A 21,340-nucleotide genomic window follows, 5' to 3' on the forward strand; every position below is an offset into this window, starting at 1 on the left:
CCGTTCCCTCCCTCGAATCTTCCCTAACAAGTGTTTGGTAGGTTAGCGTGGGCCCATGACAGACGTCGAGAGTCCGGCCTGCCCGCCCGGGCACGGACTGCTGCGCGGACGCACCGCCGTCATCACCGCGGCGGCGGGCGCCGGGATCGGTGGCGCGACCGCCCGCCGGTTCCTGGAGGAGGGCGCGCGCGTGTTCCTCAGCGACGCCCACACCCGGCGGCTGAAGGAGCACGAGGCCGCGCTCGCCGCCGAGTTCGGCGCCGAGGCGGTCACCGCCCTGCCCTGCGACGTCACCGACGAGACGCAGGTGCGGGCCCTGTTCGACGCCGCCGCGACACGGCACGGACGGCTGGACATCGTCATCAACAACGCCGGACTCGGCGGCACGTCGACCCTCGTCGACATGACCGACGAACAGTGGTCCCGGGTGCTGGACGTGACCCTGAACGGCACCTTCCGCTGCACCCGGGCGGCCCTGCGCGCGATGCGGGCGGGCGACGGCGGAGTGATCGTCAACAACGCCTCCGTCGCCGGCTGGCGCGCCCAGGCCGGACAGGCGCACTACGCCGCCGCCAAGGCGGGCGTGATGGCGCTGACCCGGTGCGCGGCGATCGAGGCGGCACAGTACGGGGTCAGGGTGAACGCCGTCGCGCCGAGCCTCGCCATGCACCCCCACCTGGCCCGGGTGACGACCCCCGAACTGCTCGCGGAGCTCACCGCCCGCGAGGCCTTCGGCCGGTACGCCGAACCCTGGGAGGTGGCCAACGTCATCGTGTTCCTCGCGTCCGGCTACTCCTCGTACCTGACCGGGGAGGTCGTCTCCGTCAGCAGTCAGCACCCCTAGGAGCACCGACCACAATGGACCCGTGCCGACCAAGAAGAAGCCCCAGGTGACCGCAGCGCCCGCCCGCCGCGGCGAACTCCTCAACACCGCCGCCGAGGTCTTCGCCGAGCAGGGCTACAACGCCACCACCGTGCGAAAGATCGCGGACCACGCGGGCATGCTCGCGGGCAGCCTCTACTACCACTTCGACTCCAAGGAGTCGATGCTCGAAGAGATCCTGCGCACCTTCCTCGACGAGCTCTGGGGCGGCTACGACGCCGTCCTGAGCGCCGGACTGGGCCCGCGCGAGACCCTGGAGGCCCTGGTCACCGAGTCGTTCCGGGAGATCGACCGGCACCGCGCCGCCGTCGCGATCTACCAGAAGGAGTCCCGCCAACTGGTGGCGCAGGAACGGTTCGCGTTCCTCGCCGACTCGCAGCGCAGGTTCGAGCGGGCATGGCTGTCCACGCTGGAGCGCGGGGTCACCGCCCGGGTCTTCCGCGACGACCTCGACGTCCGGCTCACCTACCGCTTCGTCCGCGACACGGTGTGGGTCGCCGCGTCCTGGTACCGCCCGGGCGGACAGCACAGCCCGGAGGAGATCGCCCGGCAGTACCTGTCGATGGTGCTGGACGGGATCGCCGTACGCGCCTAGACAGACCAGCACAGGAACCAGCACAGCGAAGCCTTTTACGACCCGGCGCCCCTGTACAGCCCTGTACGACCTGGCGCCCCGTACGACCCGGCACGGCTCTGCACAGCGCGGCCCGTACGACCCAGCACGACCCAGCACGGCCCTGCACGTAGCTCAGCACACGGCTCAGCACGTCACTCACGCGCAATCACTGGGGAGTCGCCATGGCCGAGGCCTACATCGTCGAAGCGGTCCGTACGCCCGTGGGGCGGCGGGGGGGAGGGCTCAGCCGGGTGCACCCGGCCGATCTGGGCGCGCACGTGCTGAAGGAACTCCTCGCCCGCGCCGACGTCGACCCGGCCGCGGTCGAGGACGTCGTCTTCGGCTGCCTGGACGCGGTGGGGCCGCAGGCCGGCGACATCGCCCGGACCGCCTGGCTGGCGGCCGGGCTGCCGGAGGAGGTGCCGGGTGTGACCGTGGACCGGCAGTGCGGCTCCTCGCAGCAGGCCGTGCACTTCGCGGCCCAGGCCGTGCTCTCCGGCACCCAGGACCTGGTGGTCGCGGGCGGGGTGCAGAACATGTCCCAGATCCCCATCGCCTTCGCCACCCGGCAGGCCGCCGAACCGCTCGGCTTCACTCAGGGCCCCTTCGCCGGCAGCGAGGGCTGGCGGGCACGGTACGGGGACCGGCCGGTGAACCAGTTCGCCGGCGCCGAGATGATCGCCGCGAAGTGGGGGATCAGCCGCCAGGACCAGGAGGAGTTCGCGCTGCGCTCCCACCGGCGGGCGCTGCGGGCCATCGACGAGGGCCGCTTCGAACGCGAGATCGTCCGCTACGGCCCGGCCGCCGTCGACGAGGGACCGCGCCGGGACACCTCCCTGGAGAAGATGGCCGCGCTCAAGCCCGTGATCGACGGCGGCACCGTCACCGCCGCCTGCTCCTCGCAGGTCTCCGACGGCGCCGCGGCCCTGCTGCTGGCCTCGGAGGCCGCGGTGCACGAGCACGGGCTGCGGCCCCGGGCCCGCGTGCACCATCTCTCCGTGCGCGGCGAGGACCCCATCCGCATGCTCACCGCGCCGATCCCGGCCACCGCCCACGCCCTGAAGAAGACCGGGCTGTCGATCCACGACATCGACCTCGTGGAGATCAACGAGGCCTTCGCCCCGGTCGTCCTCGCCTGGCTGAAGGAGACCGGCGCCGACCCGGCGAAGGTCAACGTCAACGGCGGCGCCATAGCCCTGGGACACCCGCTCGGCGCCAGCGGCGCCAAGCTGATGACCACGCTCCTGCACGAACTGGAGCGCACCGGCGCCCGCTTCGGCCTCCAGACCATGTGCGAGGGCGGCGGCCAGGCGAACGTGACGGTCATCGAGAGGCTGTGAGCCGCTCCCGCACCTCCGCCGCCTCCTTCATGATCCGCTCCACCAGTTCCGCGCAGGACGGCAGGTCGTCGATCACTCCGGCGACCTGCCCGGCCGCCATCACCCCCAGGTCCGTACGCCCGTCCACCATCGCGGCCTTCAGCAGCATCGGCGTGTTCGCGGCGAGCAGGACCTGACTCCAGGTGAGGTCCTTGCCGTGCCGCAGGGCCAGACCGTCCCGGACCATCCGCCGCCAGGTCAGCCCGGACAGCCGCCGGAAGCCCGCCGCCCTGCGCACGGCCTGCGCCAGCGCCCGCACCCGGCCGGCCTCCTCCAGCGCGTCGACCAGGTCCGTACGCAGCATGCGGTGCGGCAGACCGTCCACCGCGCGCGTCACCGTCACGTCCCGCACGGTCGCCGCCAGATACCGCGCCTTCACCGCGTCCGGGACCGCCGAGTCCGACGTCAGCAGGAAACGGGTGCCCATGGCCACGCCCGCCGCGCCGTACGCCAGCGCCGCCACCAGGCCCCGCCCGTCGAAGAAGCCGCCCGCCGCCACGACCGGTATGTCCACGGCGTCCACGACCTGCGGCAGCAGCACCGTCGTCGCCACCTCGCCGGTGTGGCCGCCACCCTCGCCGCCCTGCACGACCACCGCGTCCGCACCCCACGCCGCGACCTTCTCGGCATGCCGGCAGGCGCCGACGGACGGGATGACGACCACCCCCGCCTCCTTGAGTCCGGCGATCAGCTCGCGGGACGGGGCCAGGGCGAACGACGCGACCCGCACCCCCTCCTCGACGATCACGCGCACCCGCTCGCCCGCGTCGCCCGCGTCCGCGCGCAGGTTCACCCCGAACGGCGCGTCCGTCCGCGAGGCGACCTCCCGGATCGCCGCCCGCAGCTGGTCGAGGGTCATCGTCGCGGAGCCCAGCACACCCAGCGCGCCCGCGTTCGCCGCCGCCGCGACCAGCCGCGGACCCGCCACCCATCCCATGCCCGGCTGCACGATCGGGTGCCGCACCCCGACCAGCCGGGTGAACGCCGTCTCCATCACCCCACCGCCCGCTCCGGGACCTCCCGGTCGCGGGTGTTCGCCGGGTCGATCACCTCCCGGATCAGCCGCAGTTCCTCGGCGGTGGGCTCCCGGGTGTACGGCACCCGCGCCGGGACGGCGAGCGGGAACGCCGTCGCCTCCCGCACCTGCTCGACGCTCACCCCCGGATGCAGCGACGCCAGCCGCATGACGTGCTCGGGCGTGGCGAAGTCGAAGACGCCGAGATCGGAGACGACACGCGGGATCCGGTGGAAGCGGGCCGTGCGCGGATGGCGGGCGGCCCGGTCGTACCCCACCCCGCACACCAGGTCGACCCGCGCCACGAAGACCCGCCGTGAGTGCCTCGGGACCCAGTAACTCGTCGGGTTGTTCAAGGTGTTGACCGGGGCGCCTCGGACGCCGAGCAACTGCCGGCTCGGCGCGGTCCAGTCGCCGATGCAGGAGATGTTCTGGTTGCCGAACCGGTCGATCTGGCTCGCGCCCATCATCACGTGCCGCCGGCCGCCGCTTACCAGGTCCAGATGCTGGCCGTAGGGCAGCCAGCCCTCGGGGGTGCCGTCGAGGTCCACGAGCATCGCCTCGCCGTCGGTCAGCAGCAGATCCGGCGCGAAGGTGCGCCGGGCGAGCCGCGCGCCCACGGACGGGATCACCCCGCCCATCGGGCTCGCCAGGATCTCGCCCGCTCCGCGCCACGCCTCGGCACAGGCGATCACGCAGTACTCGGCACGGGTGGGCGCGGAAGCGGGGCCACCGTCAGGGGCGCTCATATCTCCCGCTCCTTCCCCTGCTCCTGTCCTCGCCCCTGCTCCTGTCCTCGCCCCTGCTCCCGTTCCCGCCCCTGCTCCCGTTCCCGCCCCTGCTCCCGTTCCCGCCCTTCCTCTCGCCCTTGCTCCCGTCCCCGCTTCTGTTCCTGCACCTGCCCCCGCACCTGCTCCCCCTCCCGCCAGGTCCGCACCGCCGAGCCGTAGGTGTGCTCGTCCCCGCCCAGGAACCGGGTCGCGAACTCCGGCCAGGGCGTGCCCGCGTACTGCCGCTGGAACTCCTCGTCCCGTCCGTAGTCGGGCGCGCAGGACGTGAAGTGCGCGCCGTTCGGCGCCTCGACCACGCCCGTCACCGTGTGCCGCTTGAGCAGCAGCGACTGCGGGCCCGCACCGGCCCCCTCGGTCAGCTCCGCGGTGTCCACGATCCGCTCGCACGAGACATAGGCCGCGTCCGCCGCCGCGCAGAACAGGTCGTCGAAGTACGGGTCCGGGCCCAGGTACTGGCCGTTGCCCCGGCGGTCCGCGCGGTTGACGTGCACCAGCGCCGCGTCCAGGCACAGCGCGGGCATCGCCACGAACGTCTCCCCGTCCTCGTAGGGGGAGTCGACGGTCCGCAGGGCGGGGTTGATCCGCATCACGTCCGAGCCGATGCCGGCCCGCACCGGCAGGAACGGCAACCGGCTCGCGGCCGCGCGCAGCCCCCACAGGAACATCGCCTCGTCGATCTCCATCAGCTCGAACGCCCCGCGCTCGCGAGCGGCGCGGTAGTGCGGTTCGAGCGGGATCGAGTCCAGGGTGGTGAAAGCGGCGACCAGCTTCCGGATCCGTCCGGCGGCGGCCAGCATGCCGACGTCCGGGCCGCCGTACGAGACGACGGTGAGATCGGTGACGCCGGTCCGCAGCAGTGCTCTCACCAGGGCCATCGGCTTGCGGCGTGAGCCCCAGCCGCCGATGCCGACGGTCATGCCGCTCGCCAGCCGGGAGACCGCCTCGTCGGCGGTCATCGTCTTGTCACCCATCCGCGTCACCCACCTGTGCCCCCTCCTTGCCGAAGGTGTCCCGGACCCGGCCGGCCACGCCGCTGACGTCCGCCTCGAACGTGAAGCCCTGCTCGAAGCGGTAGCTGCGGCGCACGTCGACGGGATCGATGCCGTTGATGGCGGACTTGGCCAGCCGCAGCAGTTCGCCGTCCTTGGCGGCGATCTCCCGTGCCAGCTCCAGCGCGGCGGCCCGCAGCCCGTGAGCCGGCACCACCCGCCACACCGAGCCGTACGCGTGCAGCTCGGCCGCGCTCGCCGTGCGCGAGGTGAAGTACAGCGCGCGCATCAGGTGCGCGGGGACCAGCCGCGCCAGATGCGTGGCCGCGCCCAGGGCCCCGCGGTCGAGTTCGGGCAGGCCGAAGACGGCGTCGTCGCCCGCCACGATCACGTCCGCGTTCCCCACGAGGCCTATGCCGCCGCCCAGGCAGAACCCCTGCACCGCCGCCACCACCGGCACCTCGCACTCGTACACCGCCGCGAACGCCTCGAAGCAGCCGCGGTTGGCGCCGACCAGTGCGGAACGGCCCCGCGCCTGTATCTCCTTGATGTCCACGCCCGCGTTGAAACCGCGTCCCTCGGCGGTCAGCACCACGCACCGGACCCCCGGATCGCGGCCCGCCGCGCGCACGGCGTCGGCCAGGGCGAACCAGCCGGCCACCGGCACCGCGTTCACCGGCGGGAAGTCGACCGTGACGACGGAAATCCCCTTTTCCGGGGACGAGGTGGAGACACCCATCGACGCATCAGCTACCTTTCCACCCAGCCGCTATTCCACCAAACATTTGTTAGGTGCGAGGCTTCGAAGCTAGCAGTCGGCGGATCGCAGCGGGAGGCCCTGTGGACAACTCGCACCCCTCGCACCTGGACGGCAGGACGGTGGTGGTGACCGGCGGCACCCGGGGCGTGGGAGCGGGCATCGCCCGGGCGTTCGCGGCGGCGGGGGCACGGGTCGTCGCCTGCGCCCGCAGACCACCGCCCGAACGGCTCCCGGCGGGCGTCGAGTTCGCCCCGCTGGACCTGCGCGACCCGCCCGCCGTACGGGACTTCTTCGACGCGCTGCCCCGACTCGACGTGCTCGTCAACAACGCGGGCGGCACGCCCCACCGGCCGCTGGCGGGCACCGACGCCGAGCGGCACGCACGGGTCATCGAGCTCAACCTGGTCACCCCGCTCACGGCCTCCCTCGCCGCCTACGAGCACCTCCGACGGGCCCGGGGCGCCGTCGTCATGATCGGCAGCGTCAGCGGCGGCCGGCCCTCGCCGGGGTCGGCGGCGTACGGGGCGGCCAAGGCGGGACTGGAGAACCTGGCCCGTTCCATGGCGGTCGAATGGGCACCGGAGGTCCGCGTCAACACCCTCGTCGTCGGCATGGTCCGCACCGAGCTGTCCCACCTCCACTACGGCGGCGACGACGGCATCGAGGCGGTCGGCCGCACCGTCCCGCTCGGACGGCTGGCCACCCCCGCCGACATCGGCGCCGCCGCGCTCTTCCTCGCCTCCGACACCGCCGCCTACATCAGCGGGGCGAGCCTGCTCGTGCACGGGGGCGGGGAGCGGCCCGCCTTCCTGGACGCCGTGGACGCCGCGACCGTCGACAAGGGGGACTGAATGAGCACCGGGAAGAACGGGATCTGCGCGGAGCGGGTCGTCGCCGTCACCGGCGCCGGACGCGGCCTCGGCCGCGCACACGCGCTCGCCTTCGCCGCGGCGGGAGCGCGGGTCGTCGTCAACGACCTCGGCGTGGGACTGGACGGCACGCCGGGACCCGACAGCCCCGCCGCACGGGTCGTGGACGAGATCAGGGCGGCCGGCGGCGAAGCCGTCGCCCACACGGCGGACGTCGCCACGGGCGAGGGCGCCGCCTCGCTGGTCCGGGCCGCGCTGGAGACGTACGGCCGGCTCGACACACTCGTCAACAACGCGGGGTTCCTGCGCGACCGGATGCTGGTCAACCTCGACGCGGACGACTGGGACGCCGTCGTCCGCGTCCACCTCACCGGGCACTTCCTGCCGCTGCGGCACGCGGCCGCGTACTGGCGGCAGGAGACCAGGGCCGGACGCCGGCCCGAGGCGCGGATCGTCAACACCAGCAGCGGCGCGGGGCTGCTGGGATCACTCGGACAGGGCAACTACAGCGCGGCGAAGGCCGGGATCCTCGGGCTGACGCTCGTCGCCGCGGCCGAACTGGGGCGGTACGGGGTCCAGGTCAACGCGATCGCGCCCGCGGCACGGACGAGGATGACCGAACGGGCGTTCGCCGCGGCGATGGCGGCTCCGGACGACGGGTTCGACGCGATGGCCCCGGAGAACGTCTCGCCGCTGGTCGTCTGGCTGGGCTCGGCCGACAGCGCGGGCGTCACCGGACGCGTCTTCGAGACGGAGGGCGGCCGTATCACCGTCATGGAGGGATGGCGGCCGGGACCCACGGCGGCCAAGGAGGCACGCAGGCGACCCGAGGAAGCCGGAGCCGCCGTACGCGAACTCCTCGCGGAGGCGGAGCCACCGGGCGCGGTGTACGGAACGTAGGGCCGCCCGGCCAAGCGGTGTACGGAACGTAGGGCCGCCCGGCGGGCCACGGGGCCCGGGGGCTCGCGGTCAGCCGGGTCACGGCGCCCAGGGGTTCGCCCGCCCGAGGTCGGCCCAGCGGGTCACGCCACCCAGGGGTCCCCCCGCCCAGGTCCGGCCCGGCGGAGCCGCCCACCACCCGCGTGTCCGCCCCCACCGCTCACGTGTCGCACTCCAGCACCGTCCGGCACAACGCGCACCGCGCCCGTACCCGCCCCCGCACCGGCACCCTGATCCGCTGATGACAGGTCGGACACGGGAACGACACCCGAAGCGGACCCCGGACGTCCGGACTGAAGGCGTACGGCGTACCCGGCGCGGCACCCCGCACATGCTCCGGGACCTGGTCCTGCGCATGACGGCGGTCCCGCGCGTAACGCCGCCGCCCCGCCCAGCCCGCCGCCCGCAGCGGCGGCTGCTGCTCGTCACTGCGCGCCAGGGACAGCCCCTTCCCATAGGCCTCGTACGCCTGCGGACTGGTGAACCACACCGACGGATCCTCGCCGAACACCAGCGCACGCTTCGCCAGGACGTACCCGAACTCCTCCGGCGTCAGATAGCCCAGCTTCTGCGACGACACCGCGTCCTCCCGGAACGCGTCCAGAAGCAGCCAGCCCGCACCCAGATACGTGGTCGCCGTGTCCGTGAGGATCTCGTTGTCGCGCGTCCCCGGGAACGCCAGATCCAGCCGGTGCAGATAGACATGCATGATCTCGTGCGCCAGAGCCGCGCCGATGTCCCGGCGATGCGTACGGAACCGGTCGTTCAGCTCCACGAAGTACTCCGGGCCCGCCGCGAGTTCGATGTGCGCCGCGTGCTCCATCTCCCGGAACCCGACGATCAGGCGCGCGTCCGGCAGCCGGTAGTGCCGCACCAGCTCCCGCGCGACCCGCTGAGCGCCCAGATGAAGGTCGTCGGTGTCGCAGAACGCCACGTCGACCGGCGCCACACTGCTCGCGAACGTCCGCACGGTGTCGTACGACAGCCGCTTGTACAACGCCGTGACGGCGGCCCGCACCGTCTCCAGATGCGGGTAGCCGTGCTCGACCGGTCCGCCGTTCGCCACGCCCGCACCCCCAAGACGCCTGAACCCGATTCCACTGTACGAGGACACGCACCGAATTTCCCCGACGCCGACGCCGACGAAGCCCCCGGCGCCGCCCGGCCGCCTCGCGCCCCCGGCCGTCGGATCACCCGCCGCCGGCGCCGCGTAGGGTGAACGCTCATGACCACCAGCAACACCGGTACCGCGGACGTCGACCCCGCCGTCCGCGAGGAACTCGCCCGGCTGCGCGACAGCATCGACAACATCGACGCGGCCGTCGTCCACATGCTCGCCGAACGCTTCAAATGCACCCAGCAGGTCGGCCACCTCAAGGCCGCGCACCACCTGCCGCCCGCCGACCAGGACCGCGAGGCCCGGCAGATCGCCCGCCTGCGCGCCCTCGCCGAAAGCGCCAAGCTCGACCCGGCCTTCGCTGAGAAGTTCCTCAATTTCATCATCGCCGAGGTGATCCGCCACCACGAGCACATCGCCGACAGCACGGCGAACGCCTCCGCCGCGACGGCCGATTGACGTCGGTGTACGCCCCCGGGGAGTGACACCGGGACGCGTCCGGGGCATGCTGCGCTGTGCACTGCTCGTCAACCGGCGGGCACTGCGCGTCAGCACCCCGGACGTAAGCTGGTGGTCCCACCGTGGGAGGGACGTCGGGCCATGCCGTCGGATGCCACGATCCTCATAGTCGACGACCACGAGGACACGCTGTACGCCCTGGAAAGCGCCCTGGCCCCGCTCGGCTACCGAGTCAGCCGGGCCACCAGCGGCGACGAGGCACTCAAGCAGGTACTGCGCGGACGCGTCGGCCTCCTCCTGCTCGACGTGCGCATGCCCGGCGTCAGCGGGCTGGAGGTCGTGCGCTACATGCGACGCGTGGAACAGACCCAGCACATCCCCGTCGTCCTGCTCACCGGCTTCGGCCCCGACCACGAACTGACCTCCGCCGCCTTCGGCCTCGGCGTCGCCGACCTGGTCATGAAACCCGTCGACCCCTGGGTCCTGCGCACCAAGATCCGCTTCCTCTACGACGCCCACCAGCGCCGACAGGCCCTCGAAGAGGAAGTACGCGAACTGCGCGCCCTCGTCAAAGACCTCCCCGACGCCACCCGACGCCCCCCGCGCACCGGCCCGCCCCGCACGGACGCCCTCGTTCCGCCACAGCGCGACATCCCCCGGGCGGCTCCGGCGCGAGAAGGGACATAAGGCGCGTACCGAACCGCCTCTGTGCCTCGACGACGCCATCAGGCAGCATGTCGTTCATGTCCGTACTGACGCGCGACGAAGCGCAGACCCGTGCCCAGCTCCTCGACGTCCACCGCTACACGATCGAGCTCGATCTGACCACCGGAGACGACACCTTCGGGTCCGTGACCGTCATCGGATTCACCACTCGCTCGGACGCGGACACCTTCGTCGAACTCAAGCCCGCCGAGCTGCGCTCCGCCACCCTCGACGGACAGCCCCTCGACCCCGACACCCTCGACGGCAACCGGCTGCCGCTGAAGAACCTCACCAGCGGCGAGCACGAACTGCGCGTCGACGCCGTCATGCGCTACTCCCGCACCGGCGAGGGCATGCACCGCTTCACCGACCCCACCGACGGCGAGACGTACCTCTACACCCAGCTGTTCATGGACGACGTGCAGCGCGTCTTCGCCGCCTTCGACCAGCCCGACCTCAAGGCCGTCTTCGACCTGTCCGTGCGGGCCCCCGAGGACTGGACCGTCCTCGCCAACGGCGTCACCGAACACCTGGGCGAAGGCCACTGGCGGGCCGCACCCACCCCGCTCATCTCCACCTACCTCGTCGCCGTCGCCGCCGGCCCCTGGCACTCCGTGCGCACCGAACACCGCGGCCTGCCCTTCGGCATCCACTGCCGCCGCTCCCTCGCCCCCCACCTCGACGCGGACGCCGAGGAACTCCTCGAGATCACCCGGCAGTGCTTCGACCGCTACCACGAGAAGTTCGAGGAGCCCTACCCCTTCGACTCCTACGACCAGGCCTTCGTCCCCGAGTTCAACGCCGGCGCCATGGAGAACCCCGGCCTCGTCACCTTCCGCGACGAGTTCGTCTACCGCTCCGCCGTCACCGACACCGAGCGCCAGACCCGCGCCATGGTCATCGCCCACGAGATGGCCCACATGTGGTTCGGCGACCTCGTCACCCTCAGGTGGTGGGACGACATCTGGCTGAACGAGTCCTTCGCCGAGTACATGGGCTACCAGACCCTCACCGAGGCCACCCGCTTCACCGACACCTGGACCGACTTCGGCGTCGTGCGCAAGCCCTGGGGCTACGACGCCGACCAGCGCCCCTCCACCCACCCCGTCGCCCCCGACGCCGTCGAGGACACCGCCTCCGCACTCCTCAACTTCGACGGCATCTCCTACGCCAAGGGCGCCTCCGCGCTGCGCCAACTGGTGGCCTGGCTCGGCGACAAGGACTTCCTGGCCGGCATCAACACCCACTTCGCCCGCCACCGGTTCGCCAACGCCACCCTCGCCGACTTCATCGACTCCCTCGCCGCCGCCACCGACCGCGACGTCCACGCCTGGGCCGACGCCTGGCTGCGCACCACCGGCGTCGACACCCTCACCCCGGTCGTCACCGCGGGCGACGACGGCACCCGCACCCTGACCGTCGAACGCGCCGGCAGCCGCCCGCACCGCATCGCCGTCGGCCTCTACGACCAGGACCTCACCGACGCGGGCCGCCTCACCCTGCGCGAACGCCTCGACCTCGACGTCCCCGGCACCGCCCCGCAGCCCATCGGCAAGCGTCCCGCACTGCTGCTGCTCAACGACGGCGACCTGACCTACGCCAAGGTCCGCTTCGACCCCGAGTCCTTCGAGACCGTCCTCAGGAGCCTGTCCGGCCTGCCCGAACCGCTGACCCGCGCGGTCGTCTGGAACGCCCTGCGCGACGCCGTACGCGACGGCGAACTCCCGCCCGCCGCCTACCTGGAGGCCGCCCGCGCCCACCTCCCGCGCGAGACCGACCTCGCGCTCGTCCAAGGCGTCCTCGCCTTCGCCTCCGCCCACGTCACCGACCGCTACCTCAGCCCCGAGGACCGCCCCGACGCCCTCGCCACCCTCACCGGCCTGTGCCGCGACCTCATCCGCCGCACCGAGGACGGCGACAACCCCGGCCTGCGGCTGACCGCCGTACGCCACTACATCGACGTCGCCGCGCGGCCGGACACCATCAGCGCCTGGTTCTCCGAGGGCACCGTCCCCGGCGGCCCCGAACTCGACCCCGAACTGCGCTGGCGCATCCTCGGCCGGCTCGCCGTCCTCGGCGCGATCGACGACGCCGTCATCGAGGCCGAACTCGTCCAGGACCCCAGCGCCACCGGCCAGGAGGGCGCCGCCCGCTGCCGGGCCGCACTGCCCGACCCGGAGGCCAAGCGCCTGGCCTGGGAGGCGATGTTCGCCACCGACGACCTCTCCAACTACCTCTTCACGGCCACCGCGCAGGGCTTCTGGCAGCCCGAACAGACCGCTCTGGTACGGGACTACGTGCCGCGCTACTTCCAGGACGCGGTCGCCGTCGCCGCCCGCCGCGGCCCCGCCATCGCCGAGGCCGCCGGCCGCTGGGCGTTCCCCGCCTGCGCCGTCGACCCCGAGACACTGCGCCTGGGCGAGGAGTGCCTGAGCGACGCCGCCCCGACCCCCGCTCTCCGCCGCAAGCTCACCGACCAACTCGACGACCTGAAGCGGGCCCTGCGGGTCAGGGAGGCGTAACCCCGCCCGGGGGAGGGGGCCACGGAGGGGGTCTGCGGGGCGGTCCCGGGGGCTCGGTGGCCCCGGAGGACGCGGGCCGGTGGCCCCCGGAGGTGTGTCCCCTCCGGGGGCCTTCTCCGGGGGCAGGGCGCCGTGGCGCCGCCGAAACGGGAGCCGTGCCGCCGAAACGGGCCGCAACCGAAACGGGCCGCCGCCGACGGCAGGCGCGCCGGGCGGCGGAGTGGCCGACAGCGCCGGGCACACCGCGGCCGCACCGCCGCACCCGCACCTCCCGACACGTTTTCCCCGCACGGGAGTACCCCCGCCCCGGTCCCGCTCGTTGGGCTTTCGGGGTGAGCCGTCGCATCCGCGTACCCACCGCAACTCCCCCCGCCCCGCGCCCCGGAGGAGCCCATGAGCACGCCGCCGCTCGCCTCAGGTCCCGAAGGCTCCAGCGCCCTGCGCCCCCTGCTCGACACCGTGCTGGACGCCCTGCGCGACGGCCGCCGGGCACGCGGCGGACCCCTGCCCGCAGGCGGACCGGACACGGTCACCGCCCGCCTCAGGACCGCCGTCGGAGACGTACTGCCCGAGCACGGCGACCCCGACGCCCTGCGCACCCTCGTCCACGCCCTCACCGAAGGCGCCGCCGACCCCGCCGACCCCCTGTGCGCCGCCCACCTGCACTGCCCGCCCCTCGCCGTCGCCACCGCCGCCGACCTCGCCGTCAGCGTCCTCAACCCGTCCCTGGACTCCTGGGACCAGGCACCGGCCGCCTCCGCACTCGAAACCCTCGTGACCGGCGCGATCGCCCGGCTCGCCGGACTCGCCGACGCCCTCGTCACCACCGGCGGCACCGAGTCCAACCAACTCGCCCTGCTGCTCGCCCGGGAAGCACACGGCGGCAGCGTCCGCCTCGTGCACGGCGCCAACGCCCACCACTCCCTGCCCCGCGCCGCCTGGCTCCTCGGACTTCCCGAACCCGTCGTCGTCCCCGCCCCCGCCGGCACCCTCGACCCCGCCGCCCTCGACGAAGCCCTCACCGAACTGCACGGCCCCCTGCTCGTCGCCGCCACCGCGGGCACCACCGACGCCGGCCTCATCGACCCGCTGCCCGAGATCGCCGCCCGCTGCGCCGCTCACGGCGCCCGCCTGCACATCGACGCCGCCTACGGCGGAGGCCTCCTCTTCAGCGACCGCCACCGCCCCGCGCTCACCGGCCTCGACGCCGCCCACACCGTCACCCTCGACCTGCACAAACTCGGCTGGCAACCGGTCGCCGCCGGCCTCCTCGCCGTACGGGACGCCCACGACCTCACCGTCCTGCACCAACACGCCGACTACCTCAACGCCGACGACGACACCGACGCCGGCCTGCCCGACCTCCTCGGCCGATCCCTGCGCACCACCCGACGCCCCGACGTCCTCAAGATCGCCGTCACCCTCAAGACCCTCGGCACGACAGGCATCGCGGCCCTCGTCGACCAGGTCTGCGCCCACGCCGACCGACTCGCCGAACTCCTCGAAGCCCACCCCCACTTCGAGCTCTACGACCGCCCCACCATCAGCACGGTCCTCTTCCGGCCCGCCGAAGCCACCGACGACACCGTCGCCGAACTGCGCCGACGCCTCCTGCACGAAGGCCGCGCCGTCCTCGGCCGAGCCCGCCTCGACGGCCGGCTCTGGCTCAAGGCCACCCTCCTCAACCCCCACATCCGGCCCGACGACCTGGCCGGGCTCCTGAAACTCGTGGAAGGAACCACCCCCCGATGAACCACCCCCCACACCACGAGCCCGAAGCACCCCGCGACCTGGTCGGCATCGGCATCGGCCCCCTCAACCTCTCCCTCGCCGCCCTCGCCCACCCCCTCGCCGAACTCGACGCCGTCTTCTACGAACAACGCCCCGGCTTCGACTGGCACCCCGGCCTGCTCATCGACGGCGCCACCATCCAGGTGCCGTTCCTCGCCGACCTCGTCACCCTCGCCGACCCCGCCAGCCCCTGGACCTTCCTCAACTACCTCAGGGCCCGCGACCGGCTCTTCCCCTTCTACTTCGCCGAGCGCTTCCACATCCAGCGCGCCGAGTACGACGCGTACTGCCGCTGGGTCGCCGAGAGCCTCCCCGGACTGCACTTCCGCCACCAGGTCGACGCCGTCCGCTGGAACCACGAACGCGACGTCTTCGAAGTCGACTTCACCCACCTGGACGCCGACGGCGAAGCCGAAGCCCTCGGCCGCACCTACACCCACAACGTCGTCCTCGGCGTCGGCACCGAGCCCTACGTGCCCGACCCCCTCAAACCCCTCGTCGACGCCCCCGGCGTACCCGTCGTCCACGCCGCCGACTACCTCGCCCACCGCGAGACCTTCGTCGCCGCCGAACACGTCACCGTCGTCGGCTCCGGACAGTCCGGCGCCGAGGTCTTCCTCGACCTCCTGCGCCACCGCCCGCCCGGCCGCGACCGCATCCACTGGATCGGCCGCACCGAGGCCTTCGCCCCCATGGAGTACTCCAAACTCGGCCTGGAGCACTTCACCCCCGACTACACCCGCTACTTCCACACCCTGGGCGAATCCACCCGCGACCGGCTCGTCACCACCCAGTGGCAACTCCACAAGGGCATCGACGGCGACACCATCGCCGCCATCCACGACGAGCTCTACCGCCGCACCCTCCACGGCGGCTGGCCCGAAGCCGTCCTCACCCCCGGCGTCCGCGTCCGCACCGCCGGCCGCATCGCCACCACCAAGATCGAACTACACCTGGAACACGTCCAGCAGGGCAGCCGCAGCCGCCTCACCACCGACGCCGTCATCCTCGCCACCGGCCACCGCGAACGCCCCCTGGACCGCATCCTCGCCGGCCTCGACCCCTACCTGCGCCGCGACAGCCGCGACCGCCCCCGCGTCGACGAACACTTCCGGCTCGTCCTCGACCCCGCCGTCAGCGGCCGCGTACACGTCCAGAACGCCACATCCCACACCCACGGCGTAGGCAGCCCCGACCTCGGCCTCGCCGCCTGGCGCAGCGCCACCATCCTCAACTCCCTGACCGGGAAGGAGACCTACCCGCTGCCCACCCGCACCGCCTTCACCACCTTCGGACTCGCCCCACAGCCACGGATCCCGCAGACCCGACAGCCACAGGCGGTCCTCACCCCCCTCGTCGAAGGCCGCTGACGACGAGACCGGCGACGCCCACCCCACCACCGGCGGCGACGCCCCCACCCGCCGCGGATCCGGCCGCACCCGACCGGATCCACGAGCGGAACAACCCCGCCACACGCCTGCCGGGCCTCTAGAACACCGGCGTACCGTCGCGCGTGAGCTTCCAGTCCACCGACGCGAAGTCCTTCGGGTCCAGCACACCCTTCGCGGTCACCCACTCCGCGATCCGCGTCCGGATCTCCGTCGACTCCGACCACAGCTCCGTCGCCGACGCCACGTGCGGGAACGCACCGCCGCCATTGGCACGGTAGTTGTTCACCGCCAGCACGAACTGCTGGGCGTCGTCCAGCGCGGCACCGTTGTAGGTCAGGTTCTTGATCCGCGACCCCGCCGCCTGCGCCACGTCGATGTCGTACACCAGACCCGACACATAGTCGTAGTTGTAGTCCGGACGGCCGTTCGCGTTCGTCAGCTTCTCCGTGTCGACCACCGCGTCCGCCGCCGTCCGCACGAAGTACTCCGCCGAGTACTCCAGGTACGCCCGCACCTGCGCACCCGTCATCAACTTCGCGACCAGCGTGTTGTCGTACACGTACAGGCTCGACAGATCCCGGATCGTCACCTGGCCCGCCGGGATCTGCGACGTCCGCGAGAACGGCGACGCCTGCGCGATGACCGGCACCGACGCGTACGCCGTACCCGCCAGCGCCGCCTTCACCACGTCCTCCTGGACCTTGGTGATCAGGTCGATGATCGGCGCGTCCTTGTAACGGGCGTCCACCGTCGTCAGCGTGGCCGTCGCGGTGCCGACGACCTGGTTGACGTACTCGACGACCTTGGCGTGCTCGTCGCGCAGCAACCGGGTGATCTTCGGGTCGTCGGCGACCGTGTTCGAGTTCAGCAGCGACGCCGCCACCGACTCGACCTCCCACTTGCCCTTCGCGAACACCAGCTCGACGTCGAACAGGGTGAGGCGCTCTCCCCAGCACAACGGCTCCGACAGCACGACCGTCCGGCCCGTCGCCTCGTTGGTGACCTTCAGCTCCGGGATCTCCACATGCGCGTGCCCCACGAGAATCGCGTCGATGCCCGGCACCTGCCTGGCCACATTGGCCGCCGCGTTCTCCACGTACGGCAACTGGTCACCGTACGACGACGTGCCCGACGAACCCGAGTGCGCCGAGACGATCACCACGTCCGCGCCCATCGACCGCAGCTTCGGCACCCACTTCGCGGCCTGCTCCTCCAGACCCGGGAACGCCAGCTTGCCCTGCACATACGCCTTGTCCCAGATTGCGATGCCCGGGTTGGTCAGACCGAGTACGGCCACCTTCACCGGCGGCGCGCCCGGCACATGGAAGTGCTTGATGAAGTACGGCGGGAAGGCGGGCTTCAGCGTCTTCGCGTCCACCGCGTTCGCGCCGAGCAGCGGGAAATCGAGCTGGTGCTCGAACTTGCGCAGCGTCTCGATGCCGTAGTTGAACTCGTGGTTGCCCAGCGCGGCCGCGTCGTAACCCATCGCGTTCATCGCCTGCGCCATCGGGTGCACCGGACCACCCTTGGCGGTGATCGGGTCGACCTTCGCGTAGTAGTACGTCAGCGGCGTGCCCTGGATCGTGTCACCCGCGTCGAGCAGCAGCGTGTTGCAGTGGCCCCGCTCCTTGCGGATCTTGTTCACCAGCGTCGAGATCCGGGCCAGGCCCACCGAGTTGCCCTTGGCGTCCGCGTACGCCGTGTTCTTGAAGTAGTCCCAGTTGAAGACGTTGCCGTGCAGGTCCGTCGTGCCCATCACCGTCAGCGCGTACCGCTTCGCGGGCTTGGGCGGCCTGCCCGGCTTCCCCGACTCCGCGGCCTCGGCCGCGGGAGCCGCCGCCGCACCGGCGACCGCCACCCCCGCCCCGGTCACGGCGGACTTCTTCAGGAACTTCCGGCGATTCAACGGCATATCGGGTTCTCCTCCGGGAACGGTCAACAACGCGCGTAGATTCTGACCCGTGCATGACGGACCGCAACAGGTCCAGCAGGTTGCGATCGGATGACCTGGCCTGTGAATCCAGCACCCGAAATCCACCAACCAGTGACAGAGTTGGGCGTATGACCACCACCCCCGACACCCCACCACCCGCCCTCCCCTACGGCACCCCCGACGCCCCCCGCATCGCCGTACGCGGCGAAGCCCGCCTCGAAGTCGACCCCGAAACCGCCCGCATCACCGTCACCGTCGGCGCCCGCGGCAAAGACCGGCGCACCGCCCTCGACGACCTCACCCGCCGCAACACCACCGTCCTCGACCTCGTCAAGACCTACGGAGACGCCGTCGAACGCCTGGAGACCGGCGCCCTCTCCATCACCCCCGAACTCACCCGCCACGGCCGCGGCGAACGCGTCCGCACCTACCACGGCAACGTCTACGTCACTGCCGAACTCACCGACTTCACCGCCCTGGGCGAACTCATCACCCGCCTGGCCGACCTCGACCTCACCAGCGTCGACGGACCCTGGTGGGCCCTGCGCCCCGACTCCCCGGCCTACAGCCACGTACGCCGGCAAGCCGTACGAGAAGCCGTCCAACGCGCCCGCGAATACGCCGAAGCCCTCGACACCACCCTCGCCGCACTCGTCGAGATCGCCGACATCGGCGCCGAGAACACCCCGCCGCCCTACCCCCAGCCCCCCACCCGCATGCGCTCCATGGCCTTCGCCGACACAGCCGAGGACACCACCGCCGCACCCCTCGACCTCGAACCCCAGCGCCAACACCTGCACGCCCAGGTCAACGCCCGCTTCACCATGCACCCACCCCGCCTCTGAACCGATCACCTGCTCATCGGAGCGCGAGGGCGCACACTTCAACAGTTGTCAATAGCCCTTCACGCAAAGGTTGTTGAGTAGTCATGCCACGCCAATTCTCTACCCGCCGGTAAGGCCTAGGCTCGAAACATGCGCCGAGCAAAAATCGTCTGCACCCTGGGCCCCGCGACCGACTCGTACGACCAGATCAAAGCCCTGGTCGAGGCCGGAATGGACGTCGCCCGCTTCAACCTCAGCCACGGCGAGCACGCCGAACACGAGGAGCGATACCAGCGCGTACGAAAGGCCTCCGACGAGACCGGCCACAGCGTCGGCCTCCTCGCCGACCTTCAGGGCCCGAAGATCCGACTCGGCCGCTTCACCGAAGGCCCCGTACTCCTTGAACGCGGAGACACCTTCACCATCACCGTCGAACAAGACGCCGAAGGCGACCGCCACAGCTGCGGAACCACCTACCAGGGCCTCGCCACCGACGTCACACCCGGCGAACGCATCCTCGTCGACGACGGCAAGGTCTGCCTCGAAGTCACCTCCGTCGACGGCCCCCGCGTCCACACCACCGTCATCGAAGGCGGCATGGTCTCCGACCACAAGGGCCTCAACCTCCCCGGCGTCGCCGTCTCCGTCCCCGCCCTCTCCGACAAGGACGAAGCCGACCTCCGCTGGGCCCTGCGCACCGGCTTCGACGTCATCGCCCTCTCCTTCGTCCGCAGCGGCAAGGACATCGAGGACGTCCACCGCATCATGGACGAGGAAGGCCGCCGCCTCCCCGTCATCGCCAAGGTCGAAAAACCCCAGGCCGTCGACAACATCGAGGACATCGTCGCCTGCTTCGACGGCATCATGGTCGCCCGCGGCGACCTCGGCGTCGAAATGCCCCTCGAACAGGTCCCGATCGTCCAGAAGCGCGCCGTCAAACTCGCCAAGCGCAACGCCAAGCCGGTCATCGTCGCCACCCAGATGCTCGACTCCATGATCGAGAACTCCCGCCCCACCCGCGCGGAAGCCTCCGACGTCGCCAACGCGATCCTCGACGGCACCGACGCGGTGATGCTCTCCGGCGAGACCAGCGTCGGCAAATACCCCACCGCCACGGTCCGCACCATGGCGAAGATCGTCGAAGCGGCCGAGGAGGACATCCTCGCCAAGGGACTGCCGGACCTCACCGAAAGCAACAAGCCCCGCACCCAGGGCGGCGCCGTCGCCCGCGCGGCGGCGGAGATCGGCGACTTCCTCGGCGCGAAGTTCCTCGTCGCCTTCACCCAGTCCGGCGACACCGCCCGCCGCCTGTCCCGCTACCGCTCCCCGATCCCGCTCCTCGCCTTCACCCCCGAGCAGGCGACCCGCTCCCAGCTGAACCTCACCTGGGGTGTCGAAACGTTCCTGGGGCCGCACGTCGACTCCACCGACGCGATGGTCGACCAGGTGGACGAGCTGTTGCTCCGGTACGGGCGCTGCCAGAAGGGTGACGTCGTGGTCATCACGGCGGGCTCACCCCCCGGGGTGGCCGGCACGACGAACCTGGTCCGCATCCACCACATCGGCGAGGACGACAACCCGAGCTGACGGGTCAGTGCTTGGCACCGACATGAGCGTCGAGCAGGGCTACGGAGGCTTTGCGGGCGATGGAGATGTTCGCCGCGTTCGCCACTTTCCAGTCGACACCCACGAGGTCCAGCGCGGCTGTGAAGAGGCGGGTGATGTCGCCCGACAGGTTGGTGAAGAAGTACCGGGGATATTCATAGCGCTTGTGCTCACCGGCGACGAGGCGAGTCGTCCAGTTGGTGACCCGGCAACCGTCGGAATGAATGAGGCCGCGAATGAATTCCCACGGGCGGGCGTCGACGATGCGCTGCTGCCACGGTTCGAGAGCGATCCGGCGTTCGTGCTTCTTGCCGGGGCCGTGCTGAGGGAAGAGGCGGGGCCAGTGCGCGTAGTAGCCGACCACGGAGACATAGCCCTGGGCCCGCACCCGGTAGGCGTTGTGTGCGGGGTTGACCGCGCGCACGGCGGCCTCGCAGGCGTCGATGAGTCCCGGCCACGCATCGGCACACGCGATACGGAGGTAATGGCCCGTGCCGCGTGGGTGAGCGCTGATGCAGCCGTCGCCCAGGTAGAGGCCGAGCAGATAGGCGTATGAAGCCTCGTCAGTCGGTGGGCGCGGAGGCGGAGGTGTCATGCGGGGCAGGGGTTCGAGCCGCACCAGCCAGGAGCGCATCGCGGAGCGTGAAATACCCGTCTCGCGACTCACCGAGTTCAGGCTGCGTCCCTGTGCGGCCAACGCCAGTGCTTGTTTGCGCGTGCTCACGTCGTACATGTGAATACTCTGGAGGAGT

Annotated in this window: 18 protein-coding genes and 1 pseudogene; 12 read left to right on the forward strand and 7 right to left on the reverse strand. The window is 71.6% G+C overall.

All coding sequences use genetic code 11. The annotated features are described in order from the left end of the window. Nucleotides 1-55: 55 nt before the first annotated feature. The 3 genes from ACWCQK_RS12735 (at nucleotide 56) to ACWCQK_RS12745 (ending at nucleotide 2,839) form a co-directional block, all read left to right on the forward strand. Nucleotides 56-844, forward strand: coding sequence for an SDR family oxidoreductase (locus tag ACWCQK_RS12735; protein WP_451154912.1), 789 nt, complete (start codon nucleotides 56-58; stop codon nucleotides 842-844). Between the two features lie 22 nt (nucleotides 845-866). Then, nucleotides 867-1,478, forward strand: coding sequence for a TetR/AcrR family transcriptional regulator (locus ACWCQK_RS12740; protein WP_451154914.1), 612 nt, complete (start codon nucleotides 867-869; stop codon nucleotides 1,476-1,478). Nucleotides 1,479-1,681: 203 nt separating this feature from the next. Next, a complete protein-coding gene (locus ACWCQK_RS12745) occupies nucleotides 1,682-2,839 on the forward strand; it encodes an acetyl-CoA C-acetyltransferase (protein ID WP_451154916.1) in 1,158 nt (385 codons plus the stop codon). Here ACWCQK_RS12745 and ACWCQK_RS12750 read toward each other — a convergent pair. The 4 genes and pseudogenes from ACWCQK_RS12750 to ACWCQK_RS12765 all read right to left on the reverse strand — a co-directional run bounded on the left by ACWCQK_RS12750 (nucleotide 2,823) and on the right by ACWCQK_RS12765 (nucleotide 6,412). Next, nucleotides 2,823-3,872 carry an NAD(P)H-dependent flavin oxidoreductase gene (locus ACWCQK_RS12750; RefSeq protein WP_451154918.1) on the reverse strand — a complete coding sequence of 350 codons (1,050 nt, stop codon included), beginning with the start codon at nucleotides 3,870-3,872 and terminating at the stop codon, nucleotides 2,823-2,825. The genes ACWCQK_RS12745 and ACWCQK_RS12750 overlap by 17 nt on opposite strands. Further along, nucleotides 3,872-4,642, reverse strand: a complete 771-nt coding sequence (locus ACWCQK_RS12755) for a CoA-transferase subunit beta (RefSeq protein ID WP_451154920.1) — start codon at nucleotides 4,640-4,642, stop codon at nucleotides 3,872-3,874. The genes ACWCQK_RS12750 and ACWCQK_RS12755 overlap by 1 nt, the downstream gene beginning before the upstream one ends. 176 nt (nucleotides 4,643-4,818) lie before the next feature. Continuing rightward, a pseudogene (locus tag ACWCQK_RS12760) lies at nucleotides 4,819-5,655 on the reverse strand (CoA transferase subunit A); the annotation flags it as partial. Further along, the gene (locus ACWCQK_RS12765; RefSeq protein WP_451154922.1) at nucleotides 5,648-6,412 is read right to left on the reverse strand and encodes an enoyl-CoA hydratase family protein; all 765 of its coding nucleotides are present in this window, start codon (nucleotides 6,410-6,412) and stop codon (nucleotides 5,648-5,650) included. The pseudogene ACWCQK_RS12760 and the gene ACWCQK_RS12765, both read right to left, overlap by 8 nt. A gap of 101 nt (nucleotides 6,413-6,513) precedes the next feature. Between ACWCQK_RS12765 and ACWCQK_RS12770 the strand changes: the two genes are divergently transcribed. Beyond that, nucleotides 6,514-7,284 (forward strand): SDR family oxidoreductase, encoded by a 771-nt coding sequence (locus ACWCQK_RS12770; protein ID WP_451154924.1) that lies wholly within the window; start codon nucleotides 6,514-6,516, stop codon nucleotides 7,282-7,284. Continuing rightward, nucleotides 7,285-8,202 carry an SDR family oxidoreductase gene (locus ACWCQK_RS12775; RefSeq protein WP_451154926.1) on the forward strand — a complete coding sequence of 306 codons (918 nt, stop codon included), beginning with the start codon at nucleotides 7,285-7,287 and terminating at the stop codon, nucleotides 8,200-8,202. Nucleotides 8,203-8,401: 199 nt separating this feature from the next. Here ACWCQK_RS12775 and ACWCQK_RS12780 read toward each other — a convergent pair whose 3' ends face one another. Continuing rightward, the gene (locus tag ACWCQK_RS12780; RefSeq protein ID WP_451154928.1) at nucleotides 8,402-9,307 is read right to left on the reverse strand and encodes a hypothetical protein; all 906 of its coding nucleotides are present in this window, start codon (nucleotides 9,305-9,307) and stop codon (nucleotides 8,402-8,404) included. Between the two features lie 159 nt (nucleotides 9,308-9,466). Here ACWCQK_RS12780 and ACWCQK_RS12785 point away from each other — a divergent pair, with 159 nt between their 5' ends. From ACWCQK_RS12785 to ACWCQK_RS12805, 5 genes are all read left to right on the forward strand, one after another. Further along, entirely contained in the window at nucleotides 9,467-9,817 is a 351-nt protein-coding gene (locus ACWCQK_RS12785; protein WP_451154930.1) for a chorismate mutase, read from the forward strand. Nucleotides 9,818-9,958: 141 nt separating this feature from the next. After that, nucleotides 9,959-10,504 carry a response regulator gene (locus ACWCQK_RS12790; RefSeq protein WP_451154932.1) on the forward strand — a complete coding sequence of 182 codons (546 nt, stop codon included), beginning with the start codon at nucleotides 9,959-9,961 and terminating at the stop codon, nucleotides 10,502-10,504. A 56-nt stretch (nucleotides 10,505-10,560) separates the two neighbouring features. Continuing rightward, complete coding sequence (gene pepN, locus ACWCQK_RS12795; RefSeq protein WP_451154934.1) at nucleotides 10,561-13,044, forward strand: aminopeptidase N; 2,484 nt, start codon at nucleotides 10,561-10,563, stop codon at nucleotides 13,042-13,044. Nucleotides 13,045-13,437: 393 nt separating this feature from the next. After that, on the forward strand, nucleotides 13,438-14,796 hold the full coding sequence (locus tag ACWCQK_RS12800; protein ID WP_451154936.1) for a pyridoxal phosphate-dependent decarboxylase family protein: 1,359 nt from the start codon (nucleotides 13,438-13,440) through the stop codon (nucleotides 14,794-14,796). Continuing rightward, nucleotides 14,793-16,205, forward strand: coding sequence for a lysine N(6)-hydroxylase/L-ornithine N(5)-oxygenase family protein (locus tag ACWCQK_RS12805; protein WP_451154938.1), 1,413 nt, complete (start codon nucleotides 14,793-14,795; stop codon nucleotides 16,203-16,205). Before ACWCQK_RS12800 ends, ACWCQK_RS12805 begins: the two co-directional genes overlap by 4 nt. 118 nt (nucleotides 16,206-16,323) lie before the next feature. Here the strand turns inward: ACWCQK_RS12805 and ACWCQK_RS12810 are convergent, their stop codons facing one another. Continuing rightward, nucleotides 16,324-18,138, reverse strand: a complete 1,815-nt coding sequence (locus ACWCQK_RS12810; protein WP_451154940.1) for a bifunctional metallophosphatase/5'-nucleotidase — start codon at nucleotides 18,136-18,138, stop codon at nucleotides 16,324-16,326. Nucleotides 18,139-18,287: 149 nt separating this feature from the next. Between ACWCQK_RS12810 and ACWCQK_RS12815 the strand changes: the two genes are divergently transcribed. Together ACWCQK_RS12815 and pyk are read left to right on the forward strand one after the other, a co-directional pair. Further along, the gene (locus ACWCQK_RS12815) at nucleotides 18,288-19,004 is read left to right on the forward strand and encodes an SIMPL domain-containing protein (RefSeq protein ID WP_451154942.1); all 717 of its coding nucleotides are present in this window, start codon (nucleotides 18,288-18,290) and stop codon (nucleotides 19,002-19,004) included. Between the two features lie 129 nt (nucleotides 19,005-19,133). Next, nucleotides 19,134-20,570, forward strand: coding sequence for a pyruvate kinase (gene pyk / locus ACWCQK_RS12820; RefSeq protein ID WP_451154944.1), 1,437 nt, complete (start codon nucleotides 19,134-19,136; stop codon nucleotides 20,568-20,570). A gap of 4 nt (nucleotides 20,571-20,574) precedes the next feature. On the opposite strand, the gene ACWCQK_RS12825 is transcribed toward pyk, so the two are convergent. Continuing rightward, on the reverse strand, nucleotides 20,575-21,321 hold the full coding sequence (locus ACWCQK_RS12825; protein WP_451154946.1) for a transcriptional regulator: 747 nt from the start codon (nucleotides 21,319-21,321) through the stop codon (nucleotides 20,575-20,577). Nucleotides 21,322-21,340: the final 19 nt, after the last annotated feature.

This window comes from Streptomyces sp. NPDC002306, assembly GCF_053593435.1.

Excerpts from the sequence above, each read along its gene's own strand:
- ACWCQK_RS12790 (WP_451154932.1), top strand. The coding sequence starts at position 9,959 with ATGCCGTCGGATGCCACGATCCTCATAGTCGACGACCACGAGGACACG.
- ACWCQK_RS12815 (WP_451154942.1), top strand. The coding sequence starts at position 18,288 with ATGACCACCACCCCCGACACCCCACCACCCGCCCTCCCCTACGGCACC.
- ACWCQK_RS12735 (WP_451154912.1), top strand. The coding sequence starts at position 56 with ATGACAGACGTCGAGAGTCCGGCCTGCCCGCCCGGGCACGGACTGCTG.
- ACWCQK_RS12785 (WP_451154930.1), top strand. The coding sequence starts at position 9,467 with ATGACCACCAGCAACACCGGTACCGCGGACGTCGACCCCGCCGTCCGC.
- pepN (WP_451154934.1), top strand. The coding sequence starts at position 10,561 with ATGTCCGTACTGACGCGCGACGAAGCGCAGACCCGTGCCCAGCTCCTC.
- ACWCQK_RS12775 (WP_451154926.1), top strand. The coding sequence starts at position 7,285 with ATGAGCACCGGGAAGAACGGGATCTGCGCGGAGCGGGTCGTCGCCGTC.
- ACWCQK_RS12745 (WP_451154916.1), top strand. The coding sequence starts at position 1,682 with ATGGCCGAGGCCTACATCGTCGAAGCGGTCCGTACGCCCGTGGGGCGG.
- ACWCQK_RS12765 (WP_451154922.1), bottom strand. The coding sequence starts at position 6,412 with ATGGGTGTCTCCACCTCGTCCCCGGAAAAGGGGATTTCCGTCGTCACG.
- ACWCQK_RS12750 (WP_451154918.1), bottom strand. The coding sequence starts at position 3,872 with ATGGAGACGGCGTTCACCCGGCTGGTCGGGGTGCGGCACCCGATCGTG.
- ACWCQK_RS12825 (WP_451154946.1), bottom strand. The coding sequence starts at position 21,321 with ATGTACGACGTGAGCACGCGCAAACAAGCACTGGCGTTGGCCGCACAG.
- ACWCQK_RS12810 (WP_451154940.1), bottom strand. The coding sequence starts at position 18,138 with ATGCCGTTGAATCGCCGGAAGTTCCTGAAGAAGTCCGCCGTGACCGGG.
- pyk (WP_451154944.1), top strand. The coding sequence starts at position 19,134 with ATGCGCCGAGCAAAAATCGTCTGCACCCTGGGCCCCGCGACCGACTCG.
- ACWCQK_RS12805 (WP_451154938.1), top strand. The coding sequence starts at position 14,793 with ATGAACCACCCCCCACACCACGAGCCCGAAGCACCCCGCGACCTGGTC.
- ACWCQK_RS12755 (WP_451154920.1), bottom strand. The coding sequence starts at position 4,642 with ATGAGCGCCCCTGACGGTGGCCCCGCTTCCGCGCCCACCCGTGCCGAG.
- ACWCQK_RS12800 (WP_451154936.1), top strand. The coding sequence starts at position 13,438 with ATGAGCACGCCGCCGCTCGCCTCAGGTCCCGAAGGCTCCAGCGCCCTG.